This window comes from Bacteriovorax sp. HI3 (assembly GCF_059738875.1).
Map to the genome: position 1 here is coordinate 3,356,781 of NZ_AP026946.1, position 20,862 is coordinate 3,377,642.

A 20,862-nucleotide genomic window follows, 5' to 3' on the forward strand; every position below is an offset into this window, starting at 1 on the left:
CTCCTACTTAATTTGCAATTCAAATGTCGTACTATCTTTACCTTCAGCTTCCTGGATAATTGTCTCAGGCAGCCCCAGTGTTTTACTTTTACTATTGAGGTCAGTAACAATTTGAGCGATGCTGAGAGGTTCATTTTTTCTCAGGTTCACTTCTGATGTGACCTTAGTTCTATTGATTTCAGTGAATGAAAAGATCAATTGGTAAACTCCACTTGCTCCCTGTCTACATTCGACAAACAAAGCTTTTCCTTCGAGGTCCAATGAGCCTGGTTTTCCCATCCCAAGGAGAATTTGCGCAGTTGATGTCTCTTTCAAATCGCGGTTGGAAGCTTGGGCATCGTTGGTTCTTCCCACTCTTACATTGATTGAATCAACTTTTCTGGTCCTCGTCGTTTTCATTTCCAACTGGCAGTGCTCTTCTGTCTTTACAGAATTCGAGGCAGCTGCTTCGCTGGTTTCACTCAACAAAGTGTATCTTTTACTAAGGAATTTCTCCAATAATTTTGATCTATCGGGCGATGTGACGATATCGAGACAATTGTCACCGGAGCGCATAAAGACCTTCTCTTTGGGCAAAAGAAGGAACTCCATCGAGTTTTTTGCCTCGGAAAGACTGACTTTTTGCTCAAAACAAAAGCTGGCCAGGTCTTCTTGCGCAAAGACTGGAGTCACAAGTAGTGCAATTAATAAACTACTTATCTGTCGGTAAATGGCTGTCGCCTTTTTGGTTGTGAATGAACTCGTCGGCCGTGTTGTATGAGCACAGGTCCAGAGTTGTCTTGAATTGGAAGGACTTTGGTAGTTGTCCTTTTTTATCAAGATCCTCACATGTGCAGGCAAGTGTCTTCATGAAGTTGAAGAAACGTTGGCTGGTTTGTGGACTCATTAAGTGTTCCATCTGACAAGAATCGTACTCTGCAGTTTTTTCATCTACGCCTACGAAATCTCTTAGGAAATAAAACAATAATGTTCTTGAAGAAAGAATGCGATGAACTTCTTCGTGACCAAGTTCAGTTAGAACAACAAATTTACATTCGTCTTCTTCCTGGATTAGACCCTTCTTTTTTAGATTGTTCAGCATTGTAGAAACTGATCCTTTTGTCAGGTCCAGATCTTTTGCAATGTCTGTCACGCGAGCAAATCCTCTGTTTTCTTTTAACTTATGAATCGTTAAAAGATAGTGAACCATCGAGTGAGATAAATCATTTTCGTGAGCGTCTTTTTGGTCATTGTTTTTTGTCATCATAACCAAATTTGTACCAACCAAAACCTCCCACGTCAACGCACCAAAAGCCTACAAAACAAGGCACTTAACTGTGCCTAAGGGGCCAGCTTTCCGTGACCTAACACCCTGTTTTTATAAGAGTGTTAAACCGAAACCTTTTTGCCCAGCGATTAAAGAAAGACCCTAAGGTAAAATACTCTTATGAAAACATTAAATTTGGCCCTTATTTCCCTACTCACTCTTGGACCTGTTTCGGCCATGGCCCAGGCGACGACAAATACGACGGCTGCGACCATCTCGACAGCAACCGGAGTGACAACTGCTACTGAAACAAGCAACAATGCTCAGCTTTTAGAAAATGCAAAAGCTTCACGCGAGCAAGTTGAAAAGAAAAATGCCAATAAGCCTGTTCAAGAAATCCGCGCGCTCGGACCTGGACAAAACAATATCAACACCACAAACCTTACTGACCAAGAACTACAATTGAGTCAGCAATACCTTCACCAAGGTCTTTCAAACGATGTCTTGAAGAAAAACTGTAGTGGTGACATGGCCTCAGTTTGTAATGGTAATGAAGGAAAACATAAATTCTTAGGAATAGACCCGAACATGGTTAAGGCCGTGGCCCAGGCCTATGCGATGTTTGGTGCCATCGCCGGAGATAGCTTAGGTTCAATTTCAAAAGGCGACAAAGCACTAGAGGCAGACAAAAAAGCTGCTGAAGAAGCGAAAGCAAAAGGTGAATCGCCGGACAAAACAGATACAAAAGCAAACGATTACTGCAAATTCATCCCTACTGCGACTGAAGGGATTGCCACAGCAATGCAGGCGATAAAAACAAAAGAGTTGGGTGAAGACATCGGAAACGGTGATACAGCTCAAAAAGATTATTTATTAAAGGCCGCTAAAAGCCACGACTCTCGAGCGAAGCTGGCCCAAATCCAGGCCGCTGGATGGTGGGGAGGAGCTGCTTGTTACGCGACTAATGCGAGCCTTGGAAACTTTGCCTGGGATAAAAACCTACTTATCAAAATGGGTGCAGCTACCCTCTTAGGTGGTTTTTACCAAAGTGAAGTTTCGGCCAACAAAGAATACGCAGAGAAGACAAGAAAGATTGCAGATATGCTTCCAAACAAAGGAGATTGTAACCCAATCACTGATAACCTTTGTTACTGTTCACAACCATCAACTGAAAATGATCCTACTTACTGTGCAAAAGGTCTGCATAAAAAATCACTGGCCGCGAGTTCATACCGCGTAGCTTGTACCACAGATACACTGGCCATCGATCCCAGCTGTAACTGTGAAAAGACCAACACATGTTTTGACAATTATCTTGAAGTTCAAGGTGAAGGTGCACTGGAGCTAGGAGGGATGGGTTATACAAGCTCGCCTTATAAATCAATCCGCTCACTGGCACGTGGAGAACTTGTCGGTGGAACAGTGAACTCATCATCGTACGATTCAACAATGGCCATTGCCAAAAAAGGTCTAAGAGAGCTCGCAAGCAAAATTCCACTCGATAACTCTCCTCTGACAAAAGATCAAAAAGGTATCGCTGATGCTATCGCCTCTAAAGGTGTGCCGGCGAATGTGGCCGCTTTAATGGCCCAGAACCAGCCAAGTGCTTCAGCAACAAATGCGGCCATGGCAAAACTTCAAGGTGCATCTGGCTCTGGTTTAAAGCTGGCTTCAGTAGGCCCTAAAGGATCAAACATTGTCGACTTCTCCGGTGGAAATGGACTAGGGACAGCGGGAAGAAAGAGCGAAGGTGGAAATGGCGCTGAAGAAATTCTGGCAAAATTAAAACCAGGCGCTGCTAAAGCTGCTCCAAATTCAAAAATCCTTGAGTTCGCACAAAAAGCAGAAGCTCGTGCTCAACAGGCCAACCAGATCAGAAAAGATAATAGCACTCCTCTATTTGAGATTATCTCAATGAGATACCAAACTTCGGGAAGAAGACTTTTAGAAGTCGATGCTGAAGGCAAATAGAAGTGATTAATCAGTCTCTGGTCATCATCCCAACTTACAATGAAGCCCTCAATGTGGATTCAATGATCGAGCGTTTGTTTACGCTCTACCCTGATATTTCAGTCCTGATTATCGACGATAATTCGCCCGATAAAACGGCCTTAGTTGTAGAAGCGCTTAAGACCAAGCACCCCAACCTCTTTTTGATTAAAAGGGCCGGAAAACTAGGTCTGGGCACAGCTTATGTTGAAGGCTTTAAGTGGGCCCTTCTTAAAAAATTTAAGTTTATCGCCCAAATGGACTGCGACTTCTCTCATGATCCAAAGGACCTGGGACGATTGATTACTGCCCTCTATGATGGGACGGCCATCGCCATTGGCTCTCGCTATAGTGGCAACGACATCAGGACCAAAGACTGGCCATGGTATCGACTGCTTATTTCACTGAGTGCTGGTTTTATCCTGCGCCTTTTTACCGGTCTTAAAATCCGCGATATTTCCGGTGGCTTCAAGTGCTTTAAGCGCGAGGCCCTCGAAAAAATTAACTTCGATAACATCATCTCTAAAGGTTATGTTTTTCAATTTGAAATGACCTATAAAGTGCATGCCATGGGGTATGACATTGTCGAAATCCCCATCGTCTTTTCCGAGAGAGTTTACGGAAAATCCAAAATGAACTTAGGCATCGTGCTTGAGGCCTTCAGTGTAATGTTCAGGCTACGCCTGAAAAAATTATTTAATCAATTGAATTAACGAACCAGGCTTTTTCTTGAAAAAACTTCGTCGTTAAGCGGGTTGTACATCATCAGAACCAGAATCCAGTAGAAAACAAGTTCAAAAACAATGTAGCGAAGAGCTGAGGGAATAAAGCTCATAAGAATCGCTGCCACAGCGTAAGCTCCCGTCTGCGTGTAACGAGGCAGAGGAATAGCAAAACGATTCACAAAATTCTTAATCTGCTCTAGGCGAGAGTAGAAAAACGGCAGCACGATAAAATAAAGTGTCGCCAGGATCTTAATCCCCAAAGTGAAAATGATATCGGTAATTTCAAAACCAGCGATAACTAAATGGCGGATGTTCATCTCCCCCAATGCGTTTCTCACCTTGATAAATTCAGGTGTCGGGTAGTGAAAAATAATCTGCCCCCAAGACATTTCATCTAAGGCAAAGGCCAAAAAAACAATTCCGGTAAACACGCTACAAGCAGCAAACACTCCACCTCTAAAAGGTTTCAAGATGCTGGCGCGGTAAAAACACATAACTGAAGCAAAGAGTAGCGTTGAAATAATTAACCATTGCAATGGTCCACCTTCAACAGCAAGCTCGCTTTCAAAATACATTGGATTGTTTCTAGCGTGGTACATGTAAAAGAAAATAAGGAGTACCAGAACCGGGTACATGACCTTTTCAAAAAGTTTCAACAGCTCTCTCCCAAATCTTCAAATAACTTTAAACGGTCTGAGTGTCTGCCACCTTCAAATGAATTGGCAAACCAAGCTTCGATGATCTTTTTTGTTTCTTCTTCTGTTGTGAAACGAGCGCCTAAGCAAAGAACATTGGCGTCGTTGTGTTTGCGGGCCATTTCCGCATCCATTGGAGTTCGGCAAAGTGCTGCACGCACACCTTTGAAACGGTTGGCGACGATTGAGACACCAATTCCTGAACCGCAAAGTAAAATCCCCTGAATACCTTGAGAGATCACTTCGTGACTCACCTTTTTAGCGTATTCAGGATAATCGGCCCTTTCAGACGAGTATGTGCCACAGTCGATAACTTCAAACTGTTTGCCCTGAAGGAAATGTTTTACCATTTCCTTCATTTCATAAGCCGCGTGATCTGAGCCGATTGCTATTTTCATAATTAGTATCTGTAGTGATCTGGTTTGTATGGACCTTCAACTTTAACACCTAGGTACTCTGATTGAGCCGCTGTTAGTGTGTCTAGTTTTACACCGATTTTTTCAAGGTGAAGACGAGCTACTTTCTCATCAAGGTGCTTTGGAAGTACGTAAACTTTGTTTTCGTAGTTCTTGTGGTTTGCCCATAGTTCCATTTGTGCCATAACTTGGTTTGTAAACGAGTTAGACATTACGAATGAAGGGTGACCTGTCCCACATCCAAGGTTAACCAGACGTCCTTCTGCAAGAACGATAAGTTTCTTTCCAGATGGCATGATGTATTGGTCAACTTGAGGCTTGATATTTACTTTCTTACCAACTTTGTTCAGGTAAGCAACTTCGATTTCAAGGTCGAAGTGACCGATGTTCGCAACGATCGCTCCATCTTTCATTTGTTCCATGTGCTTACCAGTGATAACGTCACGGCATCCTGTAGCTGTTACGAAAATGTCTCCTAGCTTTACAGCGTCTTCCATTTTCATAACCTGGTATCCTTCCATTGCTGCTTGAAGAGCACAGATAGGATCGATTTCAGTAACGATTACACGTCCACCAAGACCGCGAAATGATCCAGCAGATCCCTTACCTACGTCACCGTATCCAGCAACAACACACACTTTACCAGCAACCATTACGTCTGTAGCTCTTTTTACAGAGTCAACTAGAGATTCACGGCATCCGTAAAGGTTGTCGAATTTTGATTTAGTTGTTGAATCGTTGATGTTGATAGCAGGCATTTTTAGTTCGCCTTTTTTCATCATGTCGTAAAGTCTATGAACACCTGTTGTTGTTTCTTCAGATAGACCTTTGATGTTAGCGATTAGCTCTGGGTATTTGTTGTGAACCATAACAGTTAAGTCACCACCGTCATCAAGGATCATGTTTAGTCCTGATCCATCCGGCCACTTAAGAGTTTGCTCGATACACCAGTCGAATTCTTTTTCGTTCATTCCTTTCCAAGCAAAAACAGGAATCCCTGCAGCAGCAATCGCAGCAGCGGCCTGGTCTTGAGTTGAGAAGATGTTACATGATGACCAACGAACCTCTGCGCCAAGTTCAACAAGAGTTTCGATTAGTACTGCTGTTTGGATTGTCATGTGAAGACATCCAGCAATTTTTGCGCCTTTTAGAGGCTTTGATTTTCCAAATTCCGCACGTAGGGCCATTAATCCTGGCATTTCTGTTTCTGCGATTTCGATTTCCTTACGTCCCCAGTCAGCCAGCGACATATCTTTTACTTTGTAATCCGTAAAGGCCATAATTCCCCCTAGTGGTTTTTTGATTTTGTAATAAAATTAAACAGGCTCACTATAGCATTCTAGAGAGAAGCTCACAAGGTAATTTAAGCATGGCAAGTTATACACAAATCAGTCTCGCAGAGGCAGAAGAAATATTGAAGCTCTACGGTCGGTCAAAGGTGAAAAAGTGCACGCCGCTTTCACTGGGGATTTCGAATTCTAACTACCGCGTTGATTTGGAGAACGAAACAGTTTTACTTAAAATCTCCAATGATAAAAACCAACATCAACTTGCTGATGAGCAAGCTATTTTGGTGTATTTAAAAGAGTGTGGTTACCCTTACTCACTTAAACCTTTCCCTCTGACTTCGGGGGAATTCATTTACAATTACGGTCCGTATTTCGGAGTGCTTTACCCCTTTGTCCAAGGGATTCCTCCAGGGCCTTCTGACTACACTTGCCAAGAAGTGGGAAGAGCTATTGCTGAGCTCCATGTTTTAAAACATGACCAAGAGAAAATGAAATCTCTTAGACCTCATGAGTCTGTGGGTTATGGCCCTAAAGAAATATTAGACTACATCAAGTCTCCAAGCTGCCCGCCTGACTTCAAGGCCGGTTTTGAGGTTCTTTTTAGCGATCGCCTGGAAGGGTTTATGAATGCCGGCTTTGAAACCGGGATCATTCACGGGGACCTCTACTACGACAATACGCTTTTTGATAACAATAAAATCAGCACTGTACTGGACTTCGAGCAGGCCGGCATCGGCGAATACATCCTCGATCTGGGGATTTCGATTTCAGGGACATGCCTGGAAAAAGGAATGGTCATAACACCACTAGTAAACTCATACCTTATGGGGTATGAATCAGTCAGAGCGCTTTCAACCGTTGAAAAGAAATTCTTAGACCAGTCCATTATCCTTGGGCTCCTTTCGATCTCTTTGTGGAGAATCAAAAGATTTAAAGAAAGAAACCTCAACCCTCTGATGGAAAATTCCTACAGAGACCTGCTTGTGCGCGCATTAAATTATTTTGAAATGAGAAAACAGGAAATATAAATCATGGCTAAAGTTCCACCAAAAAAAGATGGATTTAAAAAACGCGAAAGCGACGGTTACCGTCGTGACCGCAATGATCGTGGCGATCGCGGTGACAACCGTGGTGATCGCAGAGACCGCAGAGAACCTAAACAGTTCAGCGATGTTAAAAGCACTCCACGAGCAAAAGTAAACGCTGATGGAACAAAAGAATTCGACCAGTCGACATTCTTTGCTTCATGCCCGAGAGAAGTTGAGCATCTTTTAGAAAAAGAAATCAAAGACCTTGGCATCACTCGTATTGAAGTGGAAAAAGGCGGAGTTGCTTTTAAAGCAGAAACTGAACAAGCGCTAGATGTTCTTTTAAACTCAAGAGTCGCTTCAAGAGTTTTTAAAGAGCTTCAAGTTTATACAATCTCAACTGAAAAAGACCTCTACTCTCTGGCAAAAGAGAAGTGGTGGGATAAGATTTTTAACGTTCAACAAACTTTTAAAATCAATACCCTTTTTGATCGCGACGCTAAAGAAAGTTTCAACAACTCAATGATCTTCTCGCAGCTTCTAAAAGACGCTATCGCTGATAACTTCAGAGAGAAATACGGCGAAAGACCAAGTGTTGATACGGGAAGACCGGACATCACTTTCCTTTTACGAGTCGAAAGAAAACCAGGAACACCTCAATTCAACGCCCGAATCCTGGTTGATATGTGTGGTGACCCGATCTCTAACCGCGGTTATAGAGAAGAGTCACTAAAAGCACCACTAAGAGAAAACTTAGCGGCTTCAATCATCATGTCGACAGACTTTGATCCAGAAAAAGATATCTTCACTGATTCAATGTGTGGAACAGGAACACTTCTAATTGAAGCGATTCTAATCAGAGCAAAAGTAGCTCCGACTTATTTAAAAATCAGACAATACATTGAAAAGCGCGTGCCAGTTTTTGATTTTATCAAGCACCCATGGTTTCAAGCGGACAGAAAAGCACAACGCCTTTTTGATGAAAGAGCACAAGTGATTTACAACCACTCTCTTGCTGCTTTAAACGAACTTCAAACAAGACAGTTTTTTGGTTTTGATATTTCAGAACGTGCGATGGAGACAACTCGCATCCACCTTCACAACGCTATGATTGACCAACAAATCGTCACTCTTAACAAGCGCGACGCTACCAAAATCACTCCGATGGATGATCCTCCGGGAATCGTCATCTGTAACCCTCCTTACGGAGAGCGTATGGGTGAAGAAGATGAGCTAAAAGGACTTTATAAGTCTTATGGTGAAAACTTAAAGCACAACTTCAAAGGTTTCAGAGCTTACGTTTTCACATCAAATCCGCTTTTAAGAAAAGAGATTTCACTGGGAACGTCTGAGAGAAAGACGTTTTATAATGGAAGTCTTGAATGTCGATTACTAAAGTACGAACTGTACTAGATAAATAGGAAGGCCGCTCAATGCGGCCTTTTTTTATTCTTTAATTAAACGAAACCCAACATTAATAAATCTTCCATCCGCTGCAATCCCCGTCTTCGTCGCAGGTCTTAGAATGCGCGGACCACCAGTCCAACTTCCACCTTTAAGAGAATACCCATTTTTATTTTTTGTTAACTGCCACACGTTTCCACATGTATCCGAAAGGCCAAATGGATTGAGAGGTTTTGATTTCACCGGATGAGTCTGCCCTTTTGCCCCGATTTCCTCCCAGCAATTTTTTGCCACATCATCGAAGTTTGATCCAAACCAGAAAATTGTTTGAGCTTGCCCTCTGGCCGCAAACTCCCACTCGTTTTGATCAGGCAGTCTTGTTTTTAGCTCTGGAAAAGTCAGAGCTAAAATCGTGATAAAATCCTGAACGTCATTGGCCGAAATATTTTCCACCGGATTATCCGGACACATCTCAACTGAGCCAAAAATTTGAATGCTCTCCGGACAAAAAAACCTTTGCTTAAAACGCGAAGGGTTTGAGCCCATAATTTGAGTCCATTGCATCTGAGTGACCGGAGAAGCTTGTAGTGTAAATTCGCTCTTATTTTCATAGGTAAATTCAGCTTCATCAGGGAAATACCCAGGCTGAAGTTTATTAGACCCTAAAATGTTTTTTCCTTTTGGGATTTTAACCCACTCGGCTTTCCATTGTTTTTTTTCGCTCCAATACTCAGTCGATAAGATATCGCGCAAGATGGCGTTGGCGGATATCTGAGTTTTAGTAAAAGTGATATTTTCTTTTTTAGAAAAATCCTGAATTAGTTTTTCGACAGCAGTGTTGAATTTCTTTCTCCATACTGGAAAATCTTTACGAGCATCAATTCCTGCCTGGAAATCTTTTTGCTGTTCACTCCATGCTTTAAGATCAGTTGCTGTTAAATTGGTATTAGTAGCAAATATTCTGACTCGCTCCAGGGCCTCTCTGGCATTTAACCATTGAAGATCCGCAAGTCCCATGCGGTAACCTTTATGGTCTGGTCTATAAATAGGATTATTTCTTTTGATGATCGCCTCAAACTCTGAAGGCAATATAAGAGCATGAGAGAGTTGAGTGATCAAAACTGATTTGAGTTTTGAATGTGCTTTTTTGCCCTCACACATGGTGAGGTTGGCATTCTTCCCTTTTAATTCAAGCGCACAAAGTTCATCTGACTTTGCAATTTGAGAGAAAAAGGTCGCGATAAAAAGACATGAAAAAAGGCAATATTTTATTGTATTCATTTCTTAAATCTAAATGATTTACGAAATGAATACAATGAATTTTCTTTTGGTGAAATGCGTGTCTAACCGCTCAGTTTTTCAGAGAGCTTCATTGCCAGATTTGGCGAAGCATACTTTAAAAAAGTGATCGGGTTAATGATCTTATCAAAGTGTTTTGACGACTTTGAGAAGAAATACGAAGACACATCTGAGTCTTTTAAGAAGATCGTGTGTCCTTTATTTGAAAATTTTCTTGAGATAAATTCTGAATCAAGGAAGCAGACTTCTCTGATCATAAAGTTTTTAGCAACGTAAATGATGATGCAGTAATCAGAAAGCTCTACTAGAGTTTTTTTGATTTTTACACCTTTTGGTGAAGAAGCGTCACTCCACTCAACCTGGATTTCAACTCTCTTTCCATCTTCCATCACGAAGTCAAAACCTCTTTGCGATGTCGACTTCACTTGTTTTAGGCCGAAGATACACTTGGCGTACCACTCACCTAATTGAGTTGGAAGATTTTTTCCATTAAGAAGAATTTGTTCTGCTGCCAGCACTTCATAAGCGCGGTTAACGATTCCGATTTGATCGAGAATCATTTTATTGTTGGGAACATAAACGATGGAAATCTTCTTGGCATCTTTACGTAAGAGCTTTTTAGAGAACTGCTTTTCGTACCAGATAGAGAAGTGTTCATTGCTTGATAGCTCGTAAGAGTCATAAACAAAGCCCACTCGCAGAAGCGAGTGGATGTCTTTGCATTCAGGCAATTTTTTTTGAATGTATTTAAGAGGGGCGAATTCCTTGCGGTCTTCGCTCATGACAAAGTATTCATCTCTGTCATAGTCACTACTACCATGAGTAGATGACGAGAAGAGTTTAATCTCTTCACTTAGTTTTTGAATGTCCATTTAGCGCTCAATTTTTAAAAGTATAATCCTCTCTAGTGTAACACTAAGTGGATCAAACATTCAATTGAGATAAGTCCTCTTTAAAATTCAGGATTGACTGCGCAATTCCCGCATTTTTAACCAGTTGTTGCTGGACATAAAACCTAAAGTCGACTTTTTTGCTCTGGTAATAGTCTTTATCTTCTTGAGATTGAGCTGTTTTTGCTGCAATCACTGCTTCGCATGCACCTTCAAGGAGCAACCATGCACCAATTAAGTTCGCAGAGAAGTTTAAGAAGTTCATAGAATGGAAAAGAATAGTGTCGAACTTATTGGCCTTTGCCAGTGCTCCAAACTGCGCCAGAATCTCTTGCGCCTTTTGCAGATTCTTTCCTAATGCCGCTAGTTCATCAGCAAACTCTTGGGCCTCAGGACGCGCCATTGTCTTCTGGATTTTTGCTCCGATTCCCATAAATGTTTTAGCATTATCTTTTAAAACTTTTCTCATCACGAAGTCCATCGCCTGAATAGCGTTTGTCCCTTCGTAGATTGAAGCAATTTTTAGATCGCGGGCGAATTGCTCGATTCCGTACTCTGAACAAAATCCATATCCACCGTGAGTCTGGATAGCATCAACAGCAACCTGGAAACCTTCATCTGAGCAGTATGATTTACAAATTGGAGTTAAGAATGCGATTTCATCTTCAGCGGCTTTATCTCCGTGGTGAGCGCGGTCGAACTGATCCCCTGTATAAAGAATCAAGCTTCTCATTGAGCGGGCCATTGATCTCATTTTTAAAAGTGTTCTTTTAACATCCGGGTGATTCACAATCTCTTTTCCGAATTGCGATCTCTCACGCGCGTATTGTTCAGTTAGCATATAAACCAGGTTGGCTTGTGCTTCACCTTGAACACCACATAGAAGTCTGGCTTCGTTCATTAGAATGAACATGTTGACCATCCCTTCAAACTCTTTTCCAATCAAGTAACCTTCACAGTTACCTTGAGCTCCGAAAGTCATTTCACATGTCGCTTGACCGTGAATTCCCATTTTCTCTTCAATTTTTGTACACACTACATCGTTTGGAGTTCCATCAAGGCGAATTTTTGGAACGATAAATAATGAAAGACCTTTTGTTCCAGCAGGAGCTCCTGGAGTTTTTGCCAGAACTAAATGGATGATGTTTTCGTAGAAATCATTATCCCCTGAAGAGATAAAAATTTTGATCCCTTTCATTTTATAAGTGCCATTGCCATTTGGAGTGGCCGTCGTGATAACTGCACCAACATCACTCCCCGCTCCCGGCTCAGTTAAACACATTGTCCCACCCCATAATCCAGAGATCATGTTTGGCACGTATGTATCTTTTTGTTCTTGAGTTCCTACTTTTAGGATTACATCCATGGCCCCACGAGAAAGCCCCGGGTACATAGAGAATGAAACGTTGGCTCCGTTCATGATCGACTGACAAACAAGAGACACAGTGTGAGGAACTGGCATACCACCAATTTCTTCCGGGTATCCAATTGCGTGCCATCCGTTTTCGTAATATTTCTTCATCCCTTCTTTGAAAGATTGTGGAGCTGTTACTTTTCCGTTAGCAAGTTTCACCCCTTCGTGGTCCCCAATCGTTCTACTTGGGTAGACTTCTTTTTCAATGAACTTGTTGCATTCATTGATAATGTCTTTCATGTCGTTTTCACCAACACCGTTGTTTTGGATTTTAAGCATATTAAAAAGGTTGAAGTGAATATCTTTTAGATCTGTTTTGAACTGAGCCACGTTAAACCATCCTTGATTTAATTAATTTGAAGTCCTTTTATTATAAATCAAACTGCATAAAAAAAAAGAGAGGACCCTTTCGGGTCCCCTATTTTTTATTTTGTAGTGATTTGGTCTGATACTAGTAAGCTCTGATAAGGAAATCTGATCCTGAAGTTGTTTGGTATGCAGATGGGTTAGCCTGGATCGGATATCTTGTGTCAATAACATATACTCCAGTAGATGTTTGAATGTAATAAACATTACCACCAGTCACTGCAGTCATCGTAATGTTTGTTGCTGAATTCAATAAGCTAATTAAGCTTGATTGCTTAGTCGCAACAACTACTGAGCTATGAACAACTGGTTGTGAATAATTGTAAACATACACAAGTCCAGGTTTAGATGCTGTCAACTGATTCCATGTTTGCGAATTAGATGAGTTTGAGTAAGTAGTGTAACACCAAGAGATCAACCCATATAATTTAGAATCACAAGTTTGGTTAGCAGAGTTCGCACCAATCACACCATTACCAAAATTTGTAGATGGATTGTTAATTTGTGCAATCAATGTTTGCGCATACGCATTAGCTTGAGTGTTACCTGAAAGGTATGGGTTCGAGTAATTCAACGATGAAGTTGATGACGAAACCTTATTGTCCTTTCCACATGAAACTAAAGAAGCCAAAACGATCATAGATAATAATAATTTTTTCATAACGTCCTCCCTAAAGGCGTATTGAGTATAGTTTCTTAGAAACCGTTTGCTTTATATTAGAGCAACAGTCATGCCAAAGAGTGCTCTATGGATTTATAGGGGTTAGCTCAGGGGGGTGTATGCTGTGTGAACATTCTACAAACACCTGTCTAAAAAATAGTCAATTTTTTAGACACTATTCAGGGGATTACAGAGGAGAATGTCTATATTTTAGTGGGTAGTGTTTAATCAAAGGTTTGGGTCTTTTCTGAGGTTTCATAAGGTTGAATAGTTTTTAAGCTAATTTTTTTAACCTATATAAGGATGCTTTTGATGATTCAATAAACATGGTGTTTATTTTGCAAATTAAAGCCACATGAAAACATCATTACTACCACTTCTTCTTTTAGGATTCATCAGCTTCTATGGATGCTCTAAAAAATCATCTATACCGGCCGATCACAACACCGAAGCCTTATCTGCTAACGATGAGTTCTTCCAACACCCTGAAGAGGTCACTCTTTATAATCCTAATCAGCTAAATGCTGAAAACATTAAAAAGTGTGCTTTTGTTGTTTCAGCAAAAGATTCATGTAAAGTTGAACTCTCTCCTTTATTAGGAGTTGGAAAAGATACGATCACTGTTAACGATGTCCTTAATAGAACGATGTCTTCACAGGCCTCTTACCTGCAAACATTCCGCAACATCCTTAATCAGATGCCGAAAGAATCATTGCAGATGTTTGGAGCCGTTAACGCCATCGTCATTTCAGAAAGAATTGTTCCAAGCTTTTATCACTACGGAAGTGGAGCCATTTATTTAAGTAGTTCTTATTTCTGGAAGACTCCTGAAGAGAAGGCCTTAATCAAAAGAAAAGACTACCGCCAAGAGTTCAGACTTAGCCTGCAATTTCTTGAAAGCTCTGATTACTACAAAAATGGAAAGTCTCTTTATAGAAACAACTCGGCCAAGTATCGTTCTGAAGAAACACTGGGACCAGTTCTCGCCAGGCTTCTTTATCATGAACTTGCTCATGCCAACGATTTCTTTCCAAAGAGTTACTACAACTCTGCAAGCTTTGATAAAAATCAATCCTATTACGATCTGACAAATGACCGTTGGGATCACGAGCTGATTATTTCTCAAAAACTTAAGTCACCTCTCACATCAAAACTTCTGCAAAAGATGGGGGCCATTCTTTATCAAGGTGAAAAAGCCACGGATACAGAAATCAATACTAAGGCCTACACAGTTGTTGATGAATTTAAGCACGATGTAGCTGCTAACCTTTATGGATACTCTACTTCTCAAGAAGACCTGGCAATGATGATTGAGCAAAGTATGGTCTACCATCACTATGGTTTTTCAGCTTATTCAATTTTTATTAAACTTCCTTCTCCTAACTATCAAATTGCTGACGATTTTGATTACCCGATTGCCGGCGGAATAAAAAACAAGATCGCTGACCCAAAAGTTAAAGAAAGGGCCCAGGATGTTCTGGAGAAATTCTTTGAAGCTGATTATGTCAATAGAATCGTTACATCTCTGGATACACTAAAGTCTAAAGACATTCCGGAAGATGCTAACTGGGATACTATTGGGACTTATTATTAGGATTGACGCTTAAAGAAGAGAATCTTTAATCCTTCTTCCGGATTAACTTCCATGTCGCTAAAGCTCGCGTACATTTTCTCTTGAAAAATGAATTCCGGTGCGTGTTCTTTAAAAGCATTTAAAAGAAAATCACTGCCTAAATATGGCGAATTCAAACAGGCCATAATCACAGCATCCTCGCTGGCCATTTCCGGCAGGCGGCGGACAATTTTATGATAGTCTCTTTCGACTTTAAAACTCAGCCCCTGATTGGTTGGTGGATCGATAATCACAATATCGTAAGGGCCTCTTTTAGAGATAACTCCCAGCGATTTCATAATGTCATAGTGAAAAAACTTAGTCTTCCTGCCATTGATCTCAATGCCGTTTAAGCGGTGGTTTTTCTCTCCGACATTAAGCGCCGGCTGGCTCATGTCTACATTGGCCACGGCCAGGGCATGGCCCTTAAAGGCAGCGACAGAAAGTGAGCAGGTATAAGAAAAAAGATTGAGCACTCTTTTGTGTTGCGAGTGTTGTCTCAGCCATTCTCTTCCCTGGCCCATATCGAGGAAAAAACCTGTATTCTGTGGGTTTTTGAGATTGAGCGAGTACCTTTCTCCCTTTTCTACTGCAAAAGCTTCAGCAGGCATTTCTCCTTTTAAAACTTCTACGTTGTCATTTTTCAAATGGCGCTTTTGTAAAACAATGGACTCAAATGAAAGTTCAGGAATAGAAAGTAAAAGATCGACCAAGGCCGATTTCTCATTGGATTCAATTTCTTTGTAGGTAGTGATTAAAATCGTCGGTGGAAAAAAATCGATGGAAAGATGCTCATAGCCTTCCCATTTCTTTCCTCTTCCATGGAAAAGCCTGGCACATTCCCCATTGTGAGGAATGTGCTCTTTGATCACATTAAGCAGTTGGTGCATTCGTCTGCGCTTTTCCGCCGAAAAGTTTGTAGCGGATAAAGAAAGTTAAAAGCACACCAATCACTAACCCGATAATTTGGGCCAGGATAAGTTTCTGCATAGAGTACTGAGTGGCAGGTTCACAGTTAACGCCAAAACTCACTGGAGGAGTTAAAAGCACTCCAATCATTTTTGGCCCAAGCCATGTCATGACAGCAAGACCAACAAGGCCTCCGATAAAAGCAATGTTTAGATTCTTGTGAAAGTTCTTCATTTAATGGGCTCCTTAGTATGAATCCACGTCACTTCGTGTTTATTACATGAAAGATGAACAACGCGAGAATTTGGAATAGCTTTAAACTTAAACATCGTCTCAAAGTCCGTCGGTTGTTGGAACTTAATCGTACACGCAAAGTTATCGACAAGTCCCGACTCACGCCAGCGATTGACCAGTTCTAAAAGTTTATCCGGGTAACAAATAATATCAGAGAAAAACCAATCCAGTTTTCCTACGTGCTGTGGTCTTAAACCAAAAGCACTTTCTTGTTTAAATTCAATATTGGGAAGAGCTGCGATCTTCGGGTCTAGAGGAGCTTTATCAACACTCACGACATTCGTTCCCACAGTCTGCAGTACCCAGGTCCATCCACCAGGACAGCTTCCAACGTCAATCGTCTTCATTCCTGGATCTGGTTTATAACCGTACAGCGTGAAGAGCTCCCACAGCTTTAAATAAGCGCGTGAAGGAGGATTCACTTTATCTTCATTAAAATGGATTTCTCCAAAAGGAAGCGGACATGTCGTCTCTGGAGAGATGATGATCTCTGCATCTGAAAGAAGTGAGAAAACACCAATCGGAGTCTTAGGGATTTCTTCCAGGAAATCGTAGCGTTTAATTTTTGCCTTAGGCACTTTATCCAGGATTAATTCAGCTCTGCGGTGATTGTTGAGTGAAAAGTGGCTCCATCTGCGAGCGCGGGCCTTTAGAAGTTCTGCGGCATGAGAAATTGAGGTGTATGGCAGGATTTCGACCTTTAACCAGGTATCCTGAGCAAAGACCACATCTTGCGCCTCTCCCTTACAAAGCACTAATCTGCCATGTTGCGAGAGGATTTCAATACCCATTAGCCCGAGTTCGGTTTTTAAGTCCGTCTCGAAGCCCTCCGGGGCTAAATATCCGGTGATTGTCTGTTCTAAATTGCTTTGACCCATACGTACTAAAATTGATACCATAGGGGCGTAAACTTGGGAATCAAAAGAGCTAACAAAATAGATAAAAAGAAAAGAGCAAATGGCCAAAAAAATCAACGGACTAATGACAAAAGAAATGAGGATTTACGGAGAAAACGCCTGCCTGGCCGTTTTCAAAAAACGTCCTCAGGATATTATTCAACTATTTTTGACTAAGGAAATGATGAAAAGGTTTCCTCACGTCACTAAATACTGCGCTCAAAACAAAAAAGCGTATCACATTGTCGAGCGCGCAGAACTCGAGAAAATGACCAAGGCCACTCACCATGAAGACATCTGCATGTTGATTAAAGAGGCTCCATCAAAGTCACTTGAGGCCTATCTTTCATTAAAACCGGAAAATGCTGTTATCATCGCTTTGGAAAACGTATCCAACCCACACAACATCGGGGCCATCCTAAGAAATGCCGCTCATTTTGGAGCAACAGGAATTATCGTTCCTGATAAAAAAATTGCTGACTCTGCTTCGGCCATCAGAACTTCTGAAGGTGGATCAGAATTCGTCGATGTTTTTGAGGCCAAAGACTTTAAGAAGGCACTGACCCTTCTGGCAAAAAGTAAATTCCAAATTATCACAACTTCTTCACACGCTAAGGCCAGTCTTTACGATGTGAAATGGGAAAAGAAAGTCGTGATCGTTTTTGGAGAAGAAGCAGAAGGTTTAAGTAAAGACCTTCTTGCAGTTGGTACAACTATTAAAATCCCTGGCACTGACCACGTTGAAAGCTTAAACGTTTCCGTCGCTAGTGCAGTCATACTTTCTGACTATTATCAAAAGGTGAAAACAAATGAAATCAATCCACGGTTTAAGTAATCGCGTTCTTCTTTGCATCCTCGATGGTTTTGGAATCAATCCAAAGGATTTAAAAAACGCTATCAAGCACGCCAAGAAACCAAACATTGATGCCTTAATGGCCAACTACCCAATGACGACGATTGAGCCGGGCGGAACTCTGGTCGGGCTTCCTAAAGGTGTTGCCGGTAACTCTGAAGTCGGTCACATGAACCTGGGCGCAGGTCGCTCAGTTCGCCAGGACCTTGTTCGTATCAACGAGGCGATTGAAAACGATTCGCTTAAAGATATGGAAGAAATCAAAAATATTATCAAGTATGCTAAGTCTCACTCAAATCGCATTCACTTGATGGGCCTTTTATCTGATGGTGGCGTTCACTCACACATCAATCACCTGAAAGAGCTCGCTAAAATTTTCCACGAACATAAAATTGAAATGTGCCTGCACGCTTTTACTGATGGGCGCGACACTGCTCGCGATGTCGGGGTGAAGTATGTTGAAGAAGCAATGCATATCCCTGGTCTAAAATTCGCTTCGATGCAAGGCCGCTCAATTGGGATGGACCGCGACCGCAGATGGAATAAAATTGAGCATTGTTATAAATGTTTTATGGGGAAAGATCTTTTCACCAGTTTCTCCCCTCTTGAATACCTGCAAAGCGAATACGCAGCAGGACGCTACGATGAATTCGTCAATCCGGTAATGTTTGACAAGTCTCTGGCGATGACAAAAGACGATGCTGTTTTATTTTTTAACTTCCGTCCAGACCGCGCGATTCAAATCACGCTGGCACTGACTGATCCAAAATTTACAGAATTTTCTGTTCCTGTTCGCCCAGGCTACTTCCTGTGTATGACTCCATACGTGCAGGACTGGGTAAACCTTCCTATTCTTTTTGATAAAGAAAAACTAAGCGGGACTCTTTGCGAGTACCTTTCAAGTTTAGGAAAGAGACAATTTAAAATCGCTGAAACAGAAAAATACGCTCACGTGACTTTCTTCTTTAACGGTGGAGATAAACATCCATTTAAAGGCGAAGACCAGGTTCTGATTTCATCTCCAAAAGATGTAGCAACTTATGACTTAAAACCTGAGATGAGCGCTTATCTTGTTTGCGATAGATTGGAAGAAGCTCTTCGCGATCACTCATACGATTTCTACGTCGTGAATTTCGCCAACTCTGATATGGTCGGGCACACTGGTAACTTTGAAGCCGCGATTAAGGCCATCGAGGCCCTGGATGTGGTAATGGGGAAATTAACTGCAACGTGCGCGAAAGAAGGTGTCACTATGTTAGTGACAGCTGACCACGGAAACTCGGATCAGATGATGTATGAAAATGGCGACGTCCACACTTCTCACACAGAAGCCGTGGTGCCGTTTATTGTTGTTGATCCTAAATTAAAAAATGAGACAATAGAGTTAAATGAAGGGCCAATGGCCTTAAGAAACGTGGCCCCAACAGTTTTAAATATTATGGGTGTCCCACAAGCTCCGCTTTTTGAAGGCGTGAGCGTCTTTAAGTAAGGATTAATTTTATGAGTAAAACTTCTATCAAAAATATCGGTGTTCTTTGCAGTGGTGGCGATAGCCCGGGCATGAACTGCGCAATCAGAGCTGTTGTCAGAACGGCAATTGGTGAAAGCCTAGGCGTGTACGGTATTCAAAAAGGATACGAAGGTCTACTTGAAAACAATATCAGAGAACTCAATGTTTCTTCTGTAGGTAACATTCTTCAGCACGGTGGAACAATTCTTCAAACATCGCGCTCAAAAGAATTCAGAACTCCTGAAGGAAGAAAAAAAGCAGCAGACATCTTAAAGAAACGTCACATTGATGCTCTTATCGTTATCGGTGGAGACGGATCATTTAACGGTGCTATGGCCCTTCACCAAGAGCACGGCATTGCGGTTGTAGGAATCCCGGGAACAATCGACAATGATATTAGTGGAACAGATTATACAATCGGATTTGATACTGCTGTTCAAAACGCTGTTGAAGCCGTGGATAAAATCAGAGACACAGCAAACTCTCACGCCCGCACTTTTATCGTTGAGGTTATGGGAAGAAAGTCTCCGGCCATCGCCCTTAAAGTTGGGATTTGCACTGGTGCTGAAAACGTTGTCCTTCCGACGGCCACCATTGATTACCAAAAAATTGCCGGTGATATCGACCGCGGGATTAAACGCGGAAAAACATCATCGATCATTATCGCAGCTGAAGGAGAAGAAGCTGGTATCGGCTACACTATTCAAAAAAATTTAAAAGACCAATTCCAGGTAGACGCTCACGTCTGTATCTTGGGTCATATCCAGCGAGGTGGAAACCCGACGCCAACTGATCGTTTGATTGCTTCGCAAATGGGGCACTCAGCAGTTAAGGCGATCACTAGCGGGCAAAATGCCAGCGCGACCGTTTATATCCACGGTAAAGTTTCACTTGCTCCACTAGGTGACTGTCTAAGAAAGAAGAATGAGTTTGACGTCAGCGAAGTCGAGTTACTGACTTCGCTGTCGATTTAAGACTAATTACTGATTAACAGCTTCAACGATTGCATCAACAGCGTCACCATCTGTTAATGTTTCATCTACTTTTTGTAGTTCATTAATTGCCGTTCTTAGAGAAAGAGTCACCGTTCCGTTTTGGTAGAACTGTTGAGCGTCGTTATTTACAACTTCCTGAACTTGCTTTCTTACAGTTTCATCTGCCGAGGCCATCAACGTTGAGAACCCTGAGCTTGATACTCCTGCAATAACAGCTCCTGCTGCTGGAGAATAGACCGTGATAGCAATCCATGAAGCCGCACCTAAAACGCGCATTGAAGACAATTGTGCCCCAGTCGTGTTTCCTGCGAAAACAGATGTTGAAGATAAAGCTGCGACAAGCGCCAGTGAAAGAATCGATTTTTTCATGA

The 20,862-nt window shown here is 41.7% G+C and carries 21 protein-coding genes; 8 read left to right on the plus strand and 13 right to left on the minus strand.

Features of this window, described 5'->3' with window-relative positions:
* Positions 1–3: 3 nt before the first annotated feature.
* Both AC6JA8_RS16620 and AC6JA8_RS16625 read right to left on the minus strand, forming a co-directional pair.
* A complete protein-coding gene (locus tag AC6JA8_RS16620; protein ID WP_497974799.1) occupies positions 4–672 on the minus strand; it encodes a hypothetical protein in 669 nt (222 codons plus the stop codon).
* A 19-nt stretch (positions 673–691) separates the two neighbouring features.
* Positions 692–1,246 (minus strand): metal-dependent transcriptional regulator, encoded by a 555-nt coding sequence (locus AC6JA8_RS16625; RefSeq protein ID WP_491637992.1) that lies wholly within the window; start codon positions 1,244–1,246, stop codon positions 692–694.
* A gap of 180 nt (positions 1,247–1,426) precedes the next feature.
* On the opposite strand from AC6JA8_RS16625, the gene AC6JA8_RS16630 reads away from it, so the two are divergent.
* Both AC6JA8_RS16630 and AC6JA8_RS16635 read left to right on the plus strand, forming a co-directional pair.
* Positions 1,427–3,217, plus strand: a complete 1,791-nt coding sequence (locus tag AC6JA8_RS16630) for a hypothetical protein (protein WP_497974800.1) — start codon at positions 1,427–1,429, stop codon at positions 3,215–3,217.
* Between the two features lie 2 nt (positions 3,218–3,219).
* Positions 3,220–3,948: a polyprenol monophosphomannose synthase gene (locus tag AC6JA8_RS16635; protein ID WP_497974801.1), complete on the plus strand. Its 729-nt coding sequence runs from the start codon at positions 3,220–3,222 to the stop codon at positions 3,946–3,948.
* On the opposite strand, the gene AC6JA8_RS16640 is transcribed toward AC6JA8_RS16635, so the two are convergent.
* From AC6JA8_RS16640 to ahcY, 3 genes are read right to left on the minus strand one after another with little or no spacing between them, the layout of a single operon-like run.
* Positions 3,945–4,616, minus strand: coding sequence for a hypothetical protein (locus AC6JA8_RS16640; RefSeq protein ID WP_497974802.1), 672 nt, complete (start codon positions 4,614–4,616; stop codon positions 3,945–3,947). The two genes, AC6JA8_RS16635 and AC6JA8_RS16640, sit on opposite strands and share 4 nt — an antisense overlap.
* Positions 4,613–5,053 carry a ribose 5-phosphate isomerase B gene (gene rpiB / locus AC6JA8_RS16645; RefSeq protein ID WP_497974803.1) on the minus strand — a complete coding sequence of 147 codons (441 nt, stop codon included), beginning with the start codon at positions 5,051–5,053 and terminating at the stop codon, positions 4,613–4,615. Before rpiB ends, AC6JA8_RS16640 begins: the two co-directional genes overlap by 4 nt.
* 2 nt (positions 5,054–5,055) lie before the next feature.
* Positions 5,056–6,351 (minus strand): adenosylhomocysteinase, encoded by a 1,296-nt coding sequence (gene ahcY, locus AC6JA8_RS16650; protein WP_497974804.1) that lies wholly within the window; start codon positions 6,349–6,351, stop codon positions 5,056–5,058.
* An 89-nt stretch (positions 6,352–6,440) separates the two neighbouring features.
* Here ahcY and AC6JA8_RS16655 point away from each other — a divergent pair, with 89 nt between their 5' ends.
* Together AC6JA8_RS16655 and AC6JA8_RS16660 are read left to right on the plus strand one after the other, a co-directional pair.
* Complete coding sequence (locus AC6JA8_RS16655) at positions 6,441–7,388, plus strand: phosphotransferase (RefSeq protein ID WP_497974805.1); 948 nt, start codon at positions 6,441–6,443, stop codon at positions 7,386–7,388.
* A gap of 3 nt (positions 7,389–7,391) precedes the next feature.
* Positions 7,392–8,801, plus strand: a complete 1,410-nt coding sequence (locus tag AC6JA8_RS16660; protein ID WP_497974806.1) for a THUMP domain-containing class I SAM-dependent RNA methyltransferase — start codon at positions 7,392–7,394, stop codon at positions 8,799–8,801.
* 33 nt (positions 8,802–8,834) lie between these two features.
* Here the strand turns inward: AC6JA8_RS16660 and AC6JA8_RS16665 are convergent, their stop codons facing one another.
* From AC6JA8_RS16665 to AC6JA8_RS16680, 4 genes are all read right to left on the minus strand, one after another.
* Positions 8,835–10,073, minus strand: coding sequence for a formylglycine-generating enzyme family protein (locus AC6JA8_RS16665; protein ID WP_497974807.1), 1,239 nt, complete (start codon positions 10,071–10,073; stop codon positions 8,835–8,837).
* A 62-nt stretch (positions 10,074–10,135) separates the two neighbouring features.
* Positions 10,136–10,963 carry a hypothetical protein gene (locus AC6JA8_RS16670; RefSeq protein ID WP_497974808.1) on the minus strand — a complete coding sequence of 276 codons (828 nt, stop codon included), beginning with the start codon at positions 10,961–10,963 and terminating at the stop codon, positions 10,136–10,138.
* A 52-nt stretch (positions 10,964–11,015) separates the two neighbouring features.
* Positions 11,016–12,725, minus strand: coding sequence for an acyl-CoA dehydrogenase family protein (locus AC6JA8_RS16675; RefSeq protein WP_497974809.1), 1,710 nt, complete (start codon positions 12,723–12,725; stop codon positions 11,016–11,018).
* Between the two features lie 121 nt (positions 12,726–12,846).
* Positions 12,847–13,422, minus strand: coding sequence for a hypothetical protein (locus AC6JA8_RS16680; protein ID WP_497974810.1), 576 nt, complete (start codon positions 13,420–13,422; stop codon positions 12,847–12,849).
* Positions 13,423–13,777: 355 nt separating this feature from the next.
* On the opposite strand from AC6JA8_RS16680, the gene AC6JA8_RS16685 reads away from it, so the two are divergent.
* Positions 13,778–15,016 (plus strand): hypothetical protein, encoded by a 1,239-nt coding sequence (locus tag AC6JA8_RS16685; RefSeq protein WP_497974811.1) that lies wholly within the window; start codon positions 13,778–13,780, stop codon positions 15,014–15,016.
* Here AC6JA8_RS16685 and AC6JA8_RS16690 read toward each other — a convergent pair.
* The 3 genes from AC6JA8_RS16690 to AC6JA8_RS16700 are packed head-to-tail and all read right to left on the minus strand — an operon-like array spanning position 15,013 to position 17,028.
* Entirely contained in the window at positions 15,013–15,924 is a 912-nt protein-coding gene (locus AC6JA8_RS16690; protein ID WP_497974812.1) for a class I SAM-dependent methyltransferase, read from the minus strand. The two genes, AC6JA8_RS16685 and AC6JA8_RS16690, sit on opposite strands and share 4 nt — an antisense overlap.
* Positions 15,908–16,177: a hypothetical protein gene (locus AC6JA8_RS16695; protein ID WP_491638018.1), complete on the minus strand. Its 270-nt coding sequence runs from the start codon at positions 16,175–16,177 to the stop codon at positions 15,908–15,910. Before AC6JA8_RS16695 ends, AC6JA8_RS16690 begins: the two co-directional genes overlap by 17 nt.
* A complete protein-coding gene (locus AC6JA8_RS16700; RefSeq protein ID WP_497974813.1) occupies positions 16,174–17,028 on the minus strand; it encodes an SAM-dependent methyltransferase in 855 nt (284 codons plus the stop codon). Before AC6JA8_RS16700 ends, AC6JA8_RS16695 begins: the two co-directional genes overlap by 4 nt.
* 166 nt (positions 17,029–17,194) lie before the next feature.
* On the opposite strand from AC6JA8_RS16700, the gene AC6JA8_RS16705 reads away from it, so the two are divergent.
* The 3 genes from AC6JA8_RS16705 to pfkA are packed head-to-tail and all read left to right on the plus strand — an operon-like array spanning position 17,195 to position 20,470.
* Complete coding sequence (locus AC6JA8_RS16705; protein ID WP_497974814.1) at positions 17,195–17,968, plus strand: TrmH family RNA methyltransferase; 774 nt, start codon at positions 17,195–17,197, stop codon at positions 17,966–17,968.
* Positions 17,943–19,475 carry a 2,3-bisphosphoglycerate-independent phosphoglycerate mutase gene (gene gpmI / locus AC6JA8_RS16710; protein WP_497974815.1) on the plus strand — a complete coding sequence of 511 codons (1,533 nt, stop codon included), beginning with the start codon at positions 17,943–17,945 and terminating at the stop codon, positions 19,473–19,475. The genes AC6JA8_RS16705 and gpmI overlap by 26 nt, the downstream gene beginning before the upstream one ends.
* 11 nt (positions 19,476–19,486) lie before the next feature.
* Entirely contained in the window at positions 19,487–20,470 is a 984-nt protein-coding gene (pfkA, locus tag AC6JA8_RS16715; RefSeq protein WP_497974816.1) for a 6-phosphofructokinase, read from the plus strand.
* A 6-nt stretch (positions 20,471–20,476) separates the two neighbouring features.
* Here the strand turns inward: pfkA and AC6JA8_RS16720 are convergent, their stop codons facing one another.
* Complete coding sequence (locus AC6JA8_RS16720; protein ID WP_497974817.1) at positions 20,477–20,860, minus strand: hypothetical protein; 384 nt, start codon at positions 20,858–20,860, stop codon at positions 20,477–20,479.
* Positions 20,861–20,862 lie beyond the last annotated feature (2 nt).

Excerpts from the sequence above, each read along its gene's own strand:
- AC6JA8_RS16625 (WP_491637992.1), bottom strand. The coding sequence starts at position 1,246 with ATGATGACAAAAAACAATGACCAAAAAGACGCTCACGAAAATGATTTA.
- AC6JA8_RS16630 (WP_497974800.1), top strand. The coding sequence starts at position 1,427 with ATGAAAACATTAAATTTGGCCCTTATTTCCCTACTCACTCTTGGACCT.
- rpiB (WP_497974803.1), bottom strand. The coding sequence starts at position 5,053 with ATGAAAATAGCAATCGGCTCAGATCACGCGGCTTATGAAATGAAGGAA.
- ahcY (WP_497974804.1), bottom strand. The coding sequence starts at position 6,351 with ATGGCCTTTACGGATTACAAAGTAAAAGATATGTCGCTGGCTGACTGG.
- AC6JA8_RS16655 (WP_497974805.1), top strand. The coding sequence starts at position 6,441 with ATGGCAAGTTATACACAAATCAGTCTCGCAGAGGCAGAAGAAATATTG.
- AC6JA8_RS16660 (WP_497974806.1), top strand. The coding sequence starts at position 7,392 with ATGGCTAAAGTTCCACCAAAAAAAGATGGATTTAAAAAACGCGAAAGC.
- AC6JA8_RS16665 (WP_497974807.1), bottom strand. The coding sequence starts at position 10,073 with ATGAATACAATAAAATATTGCCTTTTTTCATGTCTTTTTATCGCGACC.
- AC6JA8_RS16670 (WP_497974808.1), bottom strand. The coding sequence starts at position 10,963 with ATGGACATTCAAAAACTAAGTGAAGAGATTAAACTCTTCTCGTCATCT.
- AC6JA8_RS16680 (WP_497974810.1), bottom strand. The coding sequence starts at position 13,422 with ATGAAAAAATTATTATTATCTATGATCGTTTTGGCTTCTTTAGTTTCA.
- AC6JA8_RS16685 (WP_497974811.1), top strand. The coding sequence starts at position 13,778 with ATGAAAACATCATTACTACCACTTCTTCTTTTAGGATTCATCAGCTTC.
- AC6JA8_RS16690 (WP_497974812.1), bottom strand. The coding sequence starts at position 15,924 with ATGCACCAACTGCTTAATGTGATCAAAGAGCACATTCCTCACAATGGG.
- AC6JA8_RS16695 (WP_491638018.1), bottom strand. The coding sequence starts at position 16,177 with ATGAAGAACTTTCACAAGAATCTAAACATTGCTTTTATCGGAGGCCTT.
- AC6JA8_RS16700 (WP_497974813.1), bottom strand. The coding sequence starts at position 17,028 with ATGGGTATTGAAATCCTCTCGCAACATGGCAGATTAGTGCTTTGTAAG.
- AC6JA8_RS16705 (WP_497974814.1), top strand. The coding sequence starts at position 17,195 with ATGGCCAAAAAAATCAACGGACTAATGACAAAAGAAATGAGGATTTAC.
- gpmI (WP_497974815.1), top strand. The coding sequence starts at position 17,943 with ATGAAATCAATCCACGGTTTAAGTAATCGCGTTCTTCTTTGCATCCTC.
- pfkA (WP_497974816.1), top strand. The coding sequence starts at position 19,487 with ATGAGTAAAACTTCTATCAAAAATATCGGTGTTCTTTGCAGTGGTGGC.
- AC6JA8_RS16720 (WP_497974817.1), bottom strand. The coding sequence starts at position 20,860 with ATGAAAAAATCGATTCTTTCACTGGCGCTTGTCGCAGCTTTATCTTCA.